Annotated in this window: 9 protein-coding genes; 1 reads left to right on the forward strand and 8 read right to left on the reverse strand. The window is 43.9% G+C overall.

All coding sequences use genetic code 11. The features are described from left to right. Positions 1-106: 106 nt before the first annotated feature. The 5 genes from recD to MHN32_RS10960 form a co-directional block, all read right to left on the reverse strand. A complete protein-coding gene (recD, locus tag MHN32_RS10940; protein WP_211866454.1) occupies positions 107-1,984 on the reverse strand; it encodes an exodeoxyribonuclease V subunit alpha in 1,878 nt (625 codons plus the stop codon). Continuing rightward, entirely contained in the window at positions 1,981-5,517 is a 3,537-nt protein-coding gene (gene recB / locus MHN32_RS10945) for an exodeoxyribonuclease V subunit beta (RefSeq protein ID WP_239421717.1), read from the reverse strand. Before recB ends, recD begins: the two co-directional genes overlap by 4 nt. Next, a complete protein-coding gene (gene recC, locus MHN32_RS10950; RefSeq protein WP_239421718.1) occupies positions 5,504-8,761 on the reverse strand; it encodes an exodeoxyribonuclease V subunit gamma in 3,258 nt (1,085 codons plus the stop codon). Before recC ends, recB begins: the two co-directional genes overlap by 14 nt. A gap of 287 nt (positions 8,762-9,048) precedes the next feature. Then, positions 9,049-10,074 carry a GGDEF domain-containing protein gene (locus MHN32_RS10955; protein ID WP_010605111.1) on the reverse strand — a complete coding sequence of 342 codons (1,026 nt, stop codon included), beginning with the start codon at positions 10,072-10,074 and terminating at the stop codon, positions 9,049-9,051. A 305-nt stretch (positions 10,075-10,379) separates the two neighbouring features. Next, on the reverse strand, positions 10,380-11,420 hold the full coding sequence (locus MHN32_RS10960) for an alkene reductase (protein WP_211866460.1): 1,041 nt from the start codon (positions 11,418-11,420) through the stop codon (positions 10,380-10,382). Positions 11,421-11,576: 156 nt separating this feature from the next. On the opposite strand from MHN32_RS10960, the gene MHN32_RS10965 reads away from it, so the two are divergent. Continuing rightward, positions 11,577-12,155, forward strand: coding sequence for a TetR/AcrR family transcriptional regulator (locus MHN32_RS10965; protein WP_010605113.1), 579 nt, complete (start codon positions 11,577-11,579; stop codon positions 12,153-12,155). On the opposite strand, the gene MHN32_RS10970 is transcribed toward MHN32_RS10965, so the two are convergent. The 3 genes from MHN32_RS10970 to MHN32_RS10980 form a co-directional block, all read right to left on the reverse strand. Beyond that, positions 12,152-12,967 carry a hypothetical protein gene (locus tag MHN32_RS10970; RefSeq protein ID WP_239421719.1) on the reverse strand — a complete coding sequence of 272 codons (816 nt, stop codon included), beginning with the start codon at positions 12,965-12,967 and terminating at the stop codon, positions 12,152-12,154. The two genes, MHN32_RS10965 and MHN32_RS10970, sit on opposite strands and share 4 nt — an antisense overlap. A 137-nt stretch (positions 12,968-13,104) precedes the next feature. Continuing rightward, the gene (locus MHN32_RS10975; protein WP_239421720.1) at positions 13,105-13,506 is read right to left on the reverse strand and encodes a hypothetical protein; all 402 of its coding nucleotides are present in this window, start codon (positions 13,504-13,506) and stop codon (positions 13,105-13,107) included. Positions 13,507-13,588: 82 nt separating this feature from the next. Next, complete coding sequence (locus MHN32_RS10980; protein ID WP_239421721.1) at positions 13,589-14,104, reverse strand: hypothetical protein; 516 nt, start codon at positions 14,102-14,104, stop codon at positions 13,589-13,591. Positions 14,105-14,516 lie beyond the last annotated feature (412 nt).

The following is a 14,516-nucleotide window of genomic DNA, read 5'->3' on the forward strand; positions in this document are numbered from 1 at the left end:
AACACATTAACTGACGGCAAGTCTACTCACTGGGCGAGCTAGCTTTCAAGCTCACTTTAACCTTAGCCAAACCACAAAATAAAACAAGTTTTTAACAAAAAATTCATTATTTTGATAGCCGACTTCGCAAACCACTACTGCGACTTACACTTCGATTCATACCCTGCACTATCACTTTATATTGCGCCACCAATTCAAACTGCTGTTTAGCTCGGGTGATCCCAGTATAAATAAGCTGGCGATTTATCCCCTGCTGCGCACGTTGAATGGGTGGTAGTATCATTGCCGTGTAAGCAAACTCAGAGCCTTGCGATTTGTGGATCGTCATCACGTATACTCTATCAAAGCTCGGCAATCTTGCAGGATAAAAGCGCCTAACGCAGCCCTGTTCATCAATAAATGATGCCTGTAGCTCACCCTGTTCATCGCGTAAAATAATCCCGATATCACCGTTAAACAGTTTCAACTGGTAATCGTTTTGGGTGATCATAATGGGCATACCAACGTAAAACCGTCCTGTCGGTTGCACTAATCCCATTTGACTAAGCTTAAGCTCTATTCTGCGATTTAACTCGTTCACACCGTAAGGGCCTTCTCTCACGGCCGCAAGCAATTGATAACTGGCAAACTCGCTATGAATGATGGCCTCACTCTCACCATGATGAATGGCAAGAAGGTATCGTTGGTATTGCTCCGCCGCTCTGGCAATTAGGGCATTGTAGGTTTCACTATTTAATTCATGATGATGTATATCGCTATAACCTTGCCCCAGCACGCTGTCTAATTGCCGCTTATTGTTACTATTTACGGCAAATGCTAACTGACCAATCCCACTTCGACTGTCAAAACGGTGACTTTTTTGTAAAAACGCCAGATTATCTTCCAACATAAAGTCAGCGCTGGTATCACCCGACTCAGGCAAGTTTTGTTTACTCAACTCAACTAGTTTTGCTTTCAGTGCCTGACTGTAATGTGGTGCTTGCCCAAGCGCTAAGTTTTCACATAAGTCGCTGAGTACGTTACCAGTATCTACCGATGCGAGCTGATCTTTATCGCCAAGCAAAATAAGCCGTGCATGTTTTGGTAGTGCATCCACCAGCTTAGCCATAAGCGATAAGTCCACCATGGATGCTTCGTCAACAATCAGCACATCAACATGCAGCGGGTTATCTTGATTGTGACGATAGTGAACGCTATTAGGAATAACGCCTAATAAGCGATGAATAGTTTGCGCCTGCTCCGGCAGTAAGTCGGCAAGCGCTGGCGGCAGGTTTAACCTCGCTTTCGCACCAATAATTGACTCACTGAGCCTCGCAGCCGCTTTGCCGGTTGGCGCCACTAGCTTGATGGTCAACGGCGCACTGTTATAAAGCGATTGTAAAATCGCAAGCAGTTTTGTGACCGTCGTGGTTTTTCCCGTACCGGGGCCGCCCGTGATGACACAAAATCGCTTAATGATAGCAAGCGTACAAGCCACTTTTTGCCAATCAATGTCTTCTTCACTGGCTGGAAAAAACGATGCCAACAGTGCACCCAGTTTTGCTTCGTCCAGCGTTACATCGGCTTTCGCCAACATTTCAAAGTGTCCCGCAAGCCTTGCTTCATAATTTGCTAATCTCGCCAAGTAGAGCTTATCAGCGTATAGCCGAAGCGGCTTATCTTCACCGATCGCAGGATGCTGTGCGAGCGCAGCAACGGCTATACCTGTGCTTGAAAATGGCGACAACTTTACAGATTCATCCGCAACCGCGTAGCTGAGCTCAAACGGATCCTGATAATTAATACTGTCTAACTCTAAACAACTATGCTGACGTCCATGAGCGATTAATAATAGTAAAAATACATAGAAGTAATCGTCGTAGCCTTGCTGATTCAACAACTTGGCTAACGCGATATCGGCTTTACCAACTCGTTTGTGTTCAAGCAATAACGCTATAAAGCTATGATGATCGAATGCCTCAAAGTCCATACTTAACTGACTCATACAGACTCCTCAAATAATGCATCTAATTCTAACACCTGCTCTACGCTTAACTGATTGAAGAAAATCCCCTGATTGTCCGGTAATGCACGTAAGAACAAATAGTAGTTTCCACCTAAATGCTGCTCAGGGTTATAGTCCACGAGGCGCTGCTTTAACAAGCGGTGAAGTGCCACGGTATAAATCATATACTGTAAATGATACTGATGAGACGACATCGCGGCATTGAGGTTATCGTAGTGATAATCTTCTGGGCTATCGCCAAGGTAGTTGGACTTGTAATCGAGAACAAAAAACTGTCCTTGCCACTTGAAGATTAAATCAATAAACCCTTTCAACATGCCTGTCACATCATCAAAGTTTAAAAACGACTTTTGTCCAGTAATGTCACTGAGGATCTTGTTCAGCTTCACCGCACTGAGTGGTTTTAGTGGCAAGTAAAACTCCATTTCAACAATGCAGTCGTCCGGTGGCAGCACACCAAGTTGTAAATGAGGATGTGGCGCAAGAGATACAGCCAAGCAGCTTGTTATCCAACGCTCAGCTGTCTCTTGCCATTCAGTCGCGATACCGAACTTATCCAAAGATTTAGTGACCGCTTCGGTCAGGGTATACTTATCTTCGTTTTTGGGGGAATGCGGCGCGGTAAAATCTATAAGCTCAAAGATTTCGTGCAAACAGCTGCCCGGCTTAGCCCCCTTAGGAAAAGTATAAGAGGTTTTTTCCCGCTCTTGGCGCTGCTCAGGCAAGTCCAGTAAATGGTTTTCGTCCACGGCCCCGGTTGGTTTATCACCATGATGCGTGTGATAGCTTAGCTGGCTAAAGCTTGTGGTACGCCAATGTCGTTCAACCTGACCGCTGAAGGTTTTCGCAGACAGAGCTAAAGGCTTGTCTTCAAGTCTGGTGTTTATCGCTTGCTGTGGCGTGGTGATTTCATCTAATCTTACACATTCCATTGCCGCATGTGCTTTACATAACTGGCTTAAGGCACTTTGCCAAGCCTCGGCACTGTCGAAAGTTTCCGTGCCAAACAAGGCAAATCCTAAGGCCGTTTTGTGCAGTGCAGACTTTTTACTACGCCCTTGTTGAATGTCGTAAAGCCCAAGCTCGCAATAATGCACCGCTCGCGTCAACGCAACGTAAAGTAAGCGAATATCCTCAGCCAGTCGTTCTTGCTCTGCTTTTTCTTTCGCGTCATCACTGGCTTCAAGGTCGACAACTAACTTATCCCCTTGGTGGTAAACTAACGTATCAGGCTCACGAAACCCAAGTGCAAATGGCATAAAGACAATCGGATACTCCAAACCTTTTGATGCGTGCATGGTCACAATTTTCACCAAATTGGCATCGCTCTCTAAGCGAATTTGGCTGCTGCCACTCTGAGCATTATTTAGCTGCGATAAAAACCAACGTAACACACGACCCGTGCCATCAAGCTCTAATTGCTTATGCTGTAAAAGCTCAGCCAAATGACGGAAGTCAGTAAGCCAACGCTCCACTTCCATTCCCTGCTGCTGCCAAATCACTGGCAGCTCACAAGTTATCAATAAGTGTTCCAGCATCGCCATTGCACCAGAGCGATACCACAGCTGTGTTAACTCACTAAATAGCTGCAAATAACCTTGCCACTGCTGTTCATTAAACTGCAAGTCGTACAGTGCTTGGTTGTTTAAATAAAATAATGGTCCCGCAAGCACGCCTCTGAGCGCCGCTTCGTCGTAACTCCCGTGCAGTACATCAAGCAGTTGATACAACGCGATTGCTAGCGGCTGCCTAAATACACTATCTCTGGCAAGGTACACACTGGCAATATCGAGTTGATTTAAGGCTCGTTTTATCAAGCTCGCTTCTATGCGGTCGCGAACTAACACACAGATATCCGCTGGCACAACTGGGTTTTCGCCAATCTTCGCAACCCCCGACCGCCCTTGCTCGATAAGCGCTGCAACTCGACCAGCGAATGCTTGGCTTAGCCGCGCTTGCGCGGCGCTTTTGTTAAGCGTTTCATCCTCACTTGGTAATACACTAAAGCGCAGAGCTGACGACTTTTTAGACGCGATAGTAAATTGCGCATCCTCGGCTTTACCTTGCGCGCTCACCTCAATGAAAGGGATATCTTTGTTGTAGATAAAACTATTGGGGTGACGAGTAAATATCGTATTCACTGCGGCAACCACGTCACTATCGGAGCGATAATTGGTTGCAAGCGTATACTGCCTGTCTTGCGCGACTCCTTGCTTTGCACCGATATAAGTAAAAATATCCGCCCCGCGAAAGCCGTAAATGGCTTGTTTTGGGTCGCCTATCAAGGTTAATGCCGTATTTTCCTTTGCGTAAACTCGGCTGAAGATCCCATATTGTATGGGATCGGTATCCTGAAACTCATCTATCATAGCAACCGGATATTGCAGTGCGATTTTTTCGGCTAAGCGCTCACCACTATCGCCCATCAGCGCTTGATACAGCTGCTTAAGTAAATCGTCGGGAGAGATCAAGCCATATTCTTCTTTGTGGGCGTGAAGCAAAGCTCTTACCTCAGTCACCGCTTGTTGCACTAACGCGAATTTAAGCCCACTCCCGACCAATTGGTGGAGCTCTGCCAAGGTATCAAAGTGACGAATAAGTTCGTGCTCCAGCGGCGTTGTATTCTTTTTATATTGAGCAACATCAGCAAGGCTTTCACTGCCCCAAAGTCCAAACGAGTGATTGCTGCTACCAAACTCAAACCACCACTGCTCACTGTTGACATAATTCTCAAGAGCTTGAAGGTTATCCTTTCGCCCTGGTGCACGATTGCCTGCCAGCCCCGATTTTTTCAACACATTGATGTAGTCAGTTTTGACTATTTCGGCCTTTAGCCACAGTGCTAATGTTTGGTATTTTTCACGTGCGGCAAACACTGCATCTAAGGAAACAGAGGGTTTAATTTCGGCATTTTCTCTTGCTAATAACGGTCTAACTTGCTTCGCCAGTGCATAAGGCGTAGCAAATTGCTCTATCACAGCCTGTGTTTTTTCTGTGTCTAGCGGGTAGACAAAACGTCGCCAATGATCTGCCATCGCGGCATCAATCAGCTCGCTCTCATCGAGAATAAATTCGAGGTTAAATGCCACCTTAGACTCAAAAGCGTGTTGCTTCAGCATTCTTTGGCAAAAGCCATGAATGGTGAATATCGCGGCCTCATCCATTGACTTAGCGGCAGCATCAAGGAGATCAAAGGCGCGCTTTTTATCTTCAATTTGCGCCAAAATGGCATTGATCAGTTCATCTTTACAGACTTCACCTAGTAGCACGTCTCGAGCTTGAATAATGCGTTTTCTCACTCGGTCTTTGATCTCTTGTGTTGCCGCTTCTGTGAAAGTTACCACTAAGATTTGTTCAACGCTTAACGGCTCATGTTGTTGATCAGAAGTGCGCAAGCCTAGTAAATAACGCAGATATAAACCGGTGATGGTGTAAGTTTTCCCCGTGCCTGCACTGGCTTCAATTAGGTTTTGGCCACTTAAAGGCATAGTAATGGGGTTAAGCATCTCCATGACGTACCTCCTCAGCGGCATTAAGAATAGGTGTTAACAAAGTAAGGCTAAGTGCGCAAAAACGCGCTTCATGAGCTGACAAATCGCTAAAGCATAGTTGAACATAGGGATCTTCTCCCTCTCCTCGACCAACATATTGCGGCTTAAATTTATATGCGGCCTTTTTAATATCCTGTGTCTTGGCGTATTCCATGCTAGAACTTGGGAAAAATGCCACAGGTTCGCTCAGCGCTTGTTTATAAAAAGCCAGCCACTGCTCCAAATATTGCTGAGCTTGTGGTTGTGAAATAGCGGTAAAGTGCACGCTTTGATCTAGCCCAACAATATAAGTCGTGACTTCATGCCCCATTACGCAAGCCGCGCAGTGATGTAAAAACCCTTTAATTAAATCTTTCGCTTTAATACTGGCGCTGCGATAGTACACTTGCCTGTTTTCATACACACAATCAAGCCAGCCAACCAGCAAATGCTCTGCAATACCAAGTTTTAGCTCTAGAGGCTCCTTTGCTTCATTAAGCAAAGGCGTTAGTACCTTAACCATAGGCTCAACGCGGGTCAGCAGCCCCTCTAGCTGTAGTTTGCCGATGTTCGCTTGTGGCAGCGAGCCTCGTTGTAAAATCTGTTCAAGATTTAAGGACCGTTGTTGTAGCTGAGCATCCAGCACTTCATCTAAATATTGATAGCGCTCCAATGCATCTAAGGCGAAAGGCTCTTCATCAAGTGTTAACGCTTCTATTGGTTTGAGTTTAATGCCCAGCGCTTGCTGATAAAATAACTTTTGCGGCTCGCAAACGCCTCGCAGCAAATCGCTAAACTCAATTTCTGCGTCTAAAACTGGTACTAACGGTTTTACCTCATCAGCATGCGCCGTCCTATGCTGCCAAAGCCAAGTACGATTGTAGCTCTGTAGTGAGCCCGCTTTAAAATGTTCGGGATTAAAAGGTTGTAATGGCAGCTGTGAAGTTAATCGAGTGACTAAAGACTGCTTTGGCATGTCTTCGAAGTAAAAGCTGCGATCTAAATATTCTGTCAATTCGCTGACTAAAACGGATGGCACTTGGGCTTCGTTGTTAAAACAAGAGCGGCCAATATAACTGATATACAAGTTTTCTCGAGCACTGAGTAAGGCTTCTAAGAACAAGTATCTGTCGTCTAGTTTTCGTGAGCGATCGCCTTTACGTCTCGTGGAGTGTGCGACTAAATCAAAACCAATAGGCTGCACGGTACGAGGATAGTCCGCGTCATTTAGACCAAGCATACACACCACTTTAAATGGAATAGCACGCATCGGCATCAGCGTACAAAAGTTTACCGCTCCGGCTAAAAAGCGCTGCCCAACCCCTTTTTCTCTGACGCCTTGCTTAACCAAATACGCTAATATTTTTGCTGAGACTGGCGCTTGAATATCGCCATTTTCATGGTGTTTTTCGATATTCTCTATAATCTGCTCAAGCTTAAGTAAATCCCAACTCTGTTCAGATTCTGACGAGTAAAATAGCGCCATGGCTTCACGTAGAATTGCTGCAAAACTCGTTAAGGTCTTTTCGCTGCTGAGTTGTAGTTTTAACCAGATAAGCGCATCAACAAAGCCGATAAGCTTGTTAAGTACCGCCACCGACATACCTTCGACTTCATCAGCAGGATAAATGGAAGCGAACGGCGTCTGTTCATCGTTTGTTGCAACCCCTAAGAGCAAACGGTTGAGTCCATGCTGCCACGTATTTAGTGGTATTTTTGGCAAGCCATATTCGCTTTTATGGCTGTCGTTTAGGCCCCATTTAACACTGACCTGATCAAGCCAATAGCGAATTAAGTCAAACTCATGGCTTTCAAGGTTAAACTGTTCGGCGATCGGCGCAACGCCCAGCAAATCGAGAATATCCGACACGCAAAAACGGTTATTGGGTAAGTCTGTCAACGTTACAAAAGACGTTAAAATAGGCCGCTCTTGCTCAATTGCAAGATCAGAAATCGCATAGGGGATCCGCAGATTGTCCTCACTACTGTCAAACACAGCTTTAATAAATGGCGAATAGGTGCCCACATCAGGCATCATGACGATAATGTCTTTAGGCGTCAGACTAGGGTTTTGTTCAAACTGATTGAGTAAATAATCATGGAGCCGCTCGACCTCACGCAGTGGCGTATGGCAATCCTGAAAAACGATACTGGTATCATCGGCCATAATGGGTAACTTGCCCTGCTGCGAAACAAACCAATTTGGATCAGCAGTTAACGACTCTCCTTTAAATGCCAACTGGTAGATCTCTTGCTGAACCTGACCAAGCAGACTGTCATCAAACGCGTCATCAAATCCATCAATCCAACTGGCATCAAGCTGCAATAATTGCTCAAAATAGTCACGCCCGAGCTTTCCCCATGAAGAGAGTAGTGGATTGCCAACGTAATAATACTCGCCGTCTTTCGCTTCGAGCTCTGGCATTTTGGCGTATTTTGCGGCGACTTTAGCTTGAGTCTTCTCATCGACTAAATCCCCCCAGTAGTGTTCACTAGGGTTAAAAAAGAATAAAAATACATTCGTTTTTTGGCCAAGCGCTTGAAAAATATCAAGTTGGCTGGTTGATATTGCCGACAATCCAAATATACAGATCCGCTCGGGAAGCTTGCCCCTTGGTGCATTGGCCAGCCCTTGCAGTAACTTATCGTGCATGTTGGCACGGTGATATGGACTTTGTTCAAGCGCTTCAACATGGCTAACTAAGCGACGCCAGAGATCAGGCTGCCAAGGCGCGATGGCTTCAACATCCACATCGTTCAGCGTATCTTGGCCCTGATCCCAAAGCTCAATCCACTGGGGGCGATACATTAAATATTGGTCAAAAACGTCGGCAATTTTTTCACACAACGCAAAGAGTTTAATTCCTGAAGGGTCGTCACCTAAATAGTGCTTAAGCGCAATATATTGAGGCTTATCAATGCAGCCGGGTAATAGCGTAAATAGTTTCCAAGTCATATTGCCTTTATTAAAAGCGGATTCCTTGGGAACATCATCAATGAAATTTTGATATAGCTTCCAAATGAAGCTAGATGGTAATGGAAAGTCGACTTGTGCACTTATCCCTAAGTGTTGACTCATGCCTAGTTTGAGCCAGTCAGACATACCAGGAGATTGTACTAACACCACTTCTTTTGCAAAAGGATTTGCGAGCGGTGCCGATTTTATGAGTGTGCAGAGTTGTGCCTGCAAGATTTCCATTCGATTCGATTGGATGATGTGTAACATGTTGTCTGCCATGCAGTTTAACGCTGTATTAAGTGTATCGGAATCTTCCTATAAGCGGTAGTTATTGAAGTTATTGCGAGTGCGCTTGAGTAGAAAATCAACAACCGCCGCTTCTCAGAAACACTTTTATACCTATTTAACCTGAGTTTCGTATAATTAATGCCTTTCTAGCAGAAAGTTTTAGCGCTAACTACATTGCATTCACTTGTTCTAAATGAGAAATTTTTAACACAGCCAGCGTCAGATTTAATCCCTCAAATTGAGCACCTTATTAAACCAAATTGGTATTAGAACAAATCTATATCAGAGCTCTCTTCCGGCGCTTCAATTTTATGCTCAGACAGCAACGCTTCGTAAAAACAAAGCATATCGCGACCGTTATCTTTTGCGTAATAAAGTGCTTTGTCGGCATTTTCAAGCACAGTGATAGGGAAATCATATGGACTAATGCGAGACATTCCAACACTGACGGTGAGCTTTTTTACGAATGGAAAGTGAGTATTTCGTACCAACTCCATAAACTCGTCCATCTTAGCTTTTATCGAATCGTAATCGGTTGGCTCAAAGACCAGTACAAATTCTTCGCCACCGAAGCGAAACAATAAGTCTGTGGATCGAAAAAACTGACGCATACGCTGCGCTAATAACAGTAAAACTTCATCTCCGCATACATGTCCATAGTTATCGTTGACTTTTTTGAAGTGATCGATATCCATGATAGCAAGCCACGAGGTTGCGCCTTTATGCACCGAGCGCACATCACCATGCCATACCGTTTTGTGTTGTTTGATAACTTGCTTTTCAATCAGTTGCTTTAAACGTTTTTCAAAGGTTTGACGGTTCAGTAGTCCGGTGAGTTTATCACGCTCGTTTTCGTGAAGAATGGTGAGATAATTTTCAAAAATGCGGCAAAATGCATTAAGTAGTACTTGATCTGCACTCGACAAGCCCGTACTGATAACTGCTATTGCACCAACCGGCTTTTCCTGAAGGCTGATTGGCACCCAACGATGCTCAGTGCCATCTTTCGCTTGTACCGTAATGATACAGGCCGACTGCAAGCAAGAAATTAATTCCTTATCTGGCTCTTTAACTAGGCTTCGCTCTTCCCAATCAAATTCCTTATCGGAGAGTTTTCTTAAGAGCAGGCTTCTCTCTATCGCGATCTCTCCAGGAACGAGCAAGTCCTTATAGACAGCGACCTCTTTACAGCCTATGAACTCTTGAATAGTAGATACTAAGCTATATTCAAGAGAATCAACGTCTCTCGTTTTTGTTATTTTGATAACGGAATTTAGTAAATCTTCTTGCATGTCCGACGCACTCACAACTGCATTGCTGGCATATTATTACACACTTAGCGAACAAATAAACTCCAAAGTACTCCTTTATTCCTATCAATGTTAAAAAATAAGCTACAATCCAGTTGATTATTAATTAGCAAATACTTGAGGGTTAAACACTTAACTGCTCTCAAACTTAATTGATAAAGATGACAACTTTTGCATCAAAAGTTTTCGCTTTACCACTGACGCCTGCTTTAAGCTTATGCAATGTACAAAAAAATGCCAAACTTAAGTGTTTGGCATTGCTATAAATTCATACTTATGGATTGGTTTTAGTCTAATGTTGCAAGCATAGACTCATCATACTCTTTCACGGCTTGACCAGCTTGCACCTTCTCCACATAATCAGGATTAGCAATAAACGGCCTACCAATGGCTAATAAGTCAAATTGTTGATTTTGGATAGCCTCAGCACCTGATTCAGCCGTATAACTCCCCACACCTACTAACGTCCCTTTATAAATGCTGCGTAAGTAAGCTGAAGCACTGCCGCCCAAATAATCAAACTCCATTGCATCGTCGAAAATGCCCAGATGCAGATAGGCTAAGTTGCGACTGTTTAACGCTTTAAGTAGGTAGTCAAATACCGCTCTGTCTCTTTGGTCGCCATCCATATTGAAGTAAGCACCCGGTGACACTCTCAGACCCACTCTGTCGGCACCAATACGCTCAGCGATAGCATCTGTCACCTCCAAAGCAAATCGGCTCATATTTTCTGGTGTTTGACCATACTCATCGGTACGCTGATTCGCGGCGTGATGTAAAAACTGGTCAATTAAATAACCATTGGCACCGTGAATTTCCACTCCATCAAAGCCTGCTTCAATCGCGTTTGCTGCTGCTTGGGCATAATCGGCAACAAGTTGTGTGATTTCTTCCTGAGTTACCGCTTTAGGGATTTGATAGGTGAGTTCACGCATTCTTGGAACCGTGCCCTCAACTCCAATAGCCGACGGTGCTAAAACTTCTCCGTCAAAAAAGTACGGGTGCGCAACACGCCCAACGTGCCACAATTGCGCAAACATTTTCCCCCCCTCAGCGTGTACAGCATCGGTTACTTTTTTCCACCCTGCAATTTGTGCTTGTGTAAACAAACCTGGTGTATTCGGGTAGCCTTGCCCATCAGGACGAATAATCGTCGCTTCACTAATGATTAATCCTGCTTTGGCTCGCTTAGCGTAGTACTTCACCATGTCATCGGTAGGAACTAAATCGTCGTCTGCCATACAGCGCGTCAATGGCGCCATCAAGATGCGATTATTGAGTGATATCGTGTTATTTAGCTTAACATTTTCAAAAAGTACCTGTGGCATGCGTGTCTCTCCATATTTGAATATACATTCAAGATATGGATTCTTGAATCATTATTCAAGTTAAACCTTTACATTTTTTTCATTGTTATCAAAAATAGGGGTGAAGTATTGGTATAATGACGGCGTTTAAACCCATTTGGTGCACCTAGGAAATCGATGAGAACAGCAGAGTTTGATAGAGAAACCGTACTGAGAAATGCCATGCAAGCATTTATGACTTATGGCTACAACAAAACCAGTATGCCCAAACTGACCGAAGTCACCGGACTCCATCCGGGTTCTATCTACTGTGCGTTCAAAAATAAAAAAGGTTTGCTATTAGCCGCCATAGATCAATATCAAGCAGACCGACGAGTGCATTATCAACAGCTGTTCGAAAACAGCACCAGCCTTCGCTGTGCACTTGAGCGATTCTTACAAGATCTTGTCGGTGAGTGTTTAGGCGACGAGTCAAAGAAAGTGTGTTTGCTCACCAAAACGCTTAATGAAATTGGCGAGCAGGATGCGGAAATTCAAACGGCACTCAGCGCTAACTTGCACCAATTTGAATCACTGATCAGGCAACAATTTTTAATGGTTTGGCCCGATAGTGAAGCATTAAGTGAAGATGAAGCCACAAAGAGAGCGCGTTTTTTCATTATGTCTGTATATGGTATTCGGACTTATGCAGCGACTCAGTGCGACAGCTCACACCTAAATGCACTGGCGGATAGGTTATTGGAAGTCTCTATTTAAAGCCGAGAGCTTTGAGCTTGGCTAAACTGCTGTTTAAACGTATCGTGTAAACTCTTGTCTATGAATTCGAGATGCCAATTAATAAAGCGCTCGTCCACCGTCAAGCCCGCCAATACAGAATTAACCGCCGCTAAAAACCCGCGTGTAACGGGTGTATCCCGACAAGCGATATGCCCAGTAATAAATGGAGCAAAACCACTAATCGCAATTGGTACGGGTTTTTCTGATGCGTCTTTCGCGTGGTATGTAATAACCGAGGGATATTCAAGCAGCAACTCAAAGCGCTTGCTCATCAACATAGAATACATTTGTGCTTCGTTTTCGCTGCCTTCTTTCACGTAGAGCTGATCTGGTGGAGTCTGCTGTATCATGGCATCGGCAATATCACCATATGAGCGCTCTTTTTCTACGCCCAACAACCATTTGGGATGACTCGTTAACAATGCTTCTAGGTTTTGCTCGGTTTGTGCAGAAGACAATTGCGCGGAAGGTGCAGCAAAAACTTGTAGCCCTAAAAAGTAAGTGGTCGGCTCAGAAAATAGTAATGTTTTACTGCGCGCTTTATTCACAACTAAGTTTCTAACACACTCCCCTTCACCACCTGCAATATTTTTAAGCGCACGATCAACACTGGCATCAGACTGTGTAATCTCAAACTGAGTTAATTGGCTTTGCAGATAGGAAAATACACGACTCTCAGTGAGGACACCTTGAGAAGGGTTATTGTAAATTGTGATTGCTTGCGGCTGGGGCTGAGCGATTGAATAGCTACAACAAAGTAGCAAACCAGATAGTATGCCAAGTCTATTCATTGATACGTCCTTTTATTTCCCGTTGATACTTCCCACAGTAGTCTATTTTATACTGCAAATTATATCGTTGGAACAGATTCAAAATAAGTAAAACTGCAATTCGTCCTCTTCCGGATGTTTTCACACAACCATTTTATTTACTTTCGATACTTTTCATAGAAAGAGTCAATTGAGCATTCAAATAGCGCTTTTATATGATTTTTAGCCTCTGGAATTGAGACAAGCTCAAAATCGACGGAAACAGATTTACCACCAAATAGTCCAAAAGTAGCTGGCTTAGACACAACATCCAAAGTCAGTAATCCGCTGTTATTTTCTATTGGTGTCAATTGGTAAGAGGCGCACTTACCGCCTTCATCGCCAAGTATAAAAAAGAACCCGCCACCTTCCCCAAGTGCCTCAAACAATTCCAATTCTTTGTCCCAAGGGTAATGATCAATAACATCCCAAGCCTCACGATAAGATTGTAATTCTTTTTCATAATTGATGAGCTCAGTGCCACCGTCACGGTGTTGATAATAGACTTTAACTCGTCTCATTAAATTTTCCTTATCCACTAACATCACATTTTTTGAGAATTTGCTGCCGTAGAAAAACCCTCAGCAGCTTAGTTGACATACTCTACATTTGCGCCGCAAATACGTCATGTATTTTCTCTCGCGTTAGTTGGTTGAAATCACCGTCATGATAGTTTTCGACATATTCAATAAAGGCGCTTGGAGTGATAGTAATAGCTGACAGAAGCCAGCTCGAACCGTCATCTTCATCATTATTAAACTCTACAGCTCCCCGAGACCAAGTCGCTTCATTATCAAGTCGCCAAATGCAAAACGTGACCTCTTCTATTTCGAAAGCCTCGTCATTCAGTACTTCCAACAGCTCTGTTGGCGCTCCCTCGTACATCCCAAGCCGTATACCGTACTCTTCTTGAGCATGAGGGCTAACTTCCGACTCATGATCGAACCCCTTGATAAGGATCGACTCGTCTTTGATCACAACAACAATATTGTCGCCGCCCCCATTTTCGTAAGTCGCGATATCAATACCAGAGGCCCAATTTTCGGTATAAGTAAAACAGCGCAAATACTCATCATCAGAGATTTCAATATCTAATGCCGCACTGGCCTTAAGAGCCAACTTCAATTCCTTATTTGATATTTTGTTGAGTTCCATCTTTTTTTCTCTAAGTTGGAGGTGAGTTATTATGTAATTTAGCACTTTCTAAGGTCAAAATAACGATGGGTATCGCTGCTGTTTTTAACTGTTATTTTCTTTTTAAGGGTGTCAGTGTTTTCTTTGATTGTTATATATCAAACCCACTTTCTAACTTGCTCTTTTACTGTCAAGGGATTTACCATTCCACTAGATTGAATTTCGACAAAATAACGTAAACCAGTATGGCTTTTGAAGATGCGATGTATTTAACCTGAGCTGCGGATAATTAATGCCGTTCTAGCAGCCAGTTTTAGCGCTAACTGCGTTAAATTCACTTCCAATAGCCAGCTATTGGTGCGTAAATTCGCCTTGTTTTCCCTAAATCTTGCTGGCT

Source organism: Pseudoalteromonas sp. Of11M-6 (assembly GCF_022347905.1).
Taxonomy (GTDB): Bacteria; Pseudomonadota; Gammaproteobacteria; order Enterobacterales; family Alteromonadaceae; genus Pseudoalteromonas.

What these genes read in the sequence shown, in the direction of transcription:
- MHN32_RS10965 (WP_010605113.1), top strand. Translation starts at nt 11,577, where the DNA reads ATGAGAACAGCAGAGTTTGATAGAGAAACCGTACTGAGAAATGCCATG.
- recC (WP_239421718.1), bottom strand. Translation starts at nt 8,761, where the DNA reads ATGTTACACATCATCCAATCGAATCGAATGGAAATCTTGCAGGCACAA.
- recB (WP_239421717.1), bottom strand. Translation starts at nt 5,517, where the DNA reads ATGGAGATGCTTAACCCCATTACTATGCCTTTAAGTGGCCAAAACCTA.
- MHN32_RS10970 (WP_239421719.1), bottom strand. Translation starts at nt 12,967, where the DNA reads ATGAATAGACTTGGCATACTATCTGGTTTGCTACTTTGTTGTAGCTAT.
- recD (WP_211866454.1), bottom strand. Translation starts at nt 1,984, where the DNA reads ATGAGTCAGTTAAGTATGGACTTTGAGGCATTCGATCATCATAGCTTT.
- MHN32_RS10955 (WP_010605111.1), bottom strand. Translation starts at nt 10,074, where the DNA reads ATGCAAGAAGATTTACTAAATTCCGTTATCAAAATAACAAAAACGAGA.
- MHN32_RS10960 (WP_211866460.1), bottom strand. Translation starts at nt 11,420, where the DNA reads ATGCCACAGGTACTTTTTGAAAATGTTAAGCTAAATAACACGATATCA.
- MHN32_RS10975 (WP_239421720.1), bottom strand. Translation starts at nt 13,506, where the DNA reads ATGAGACGAGTTAAAGTCTATTATCAACACCGTGACGGTGGCACTGAG.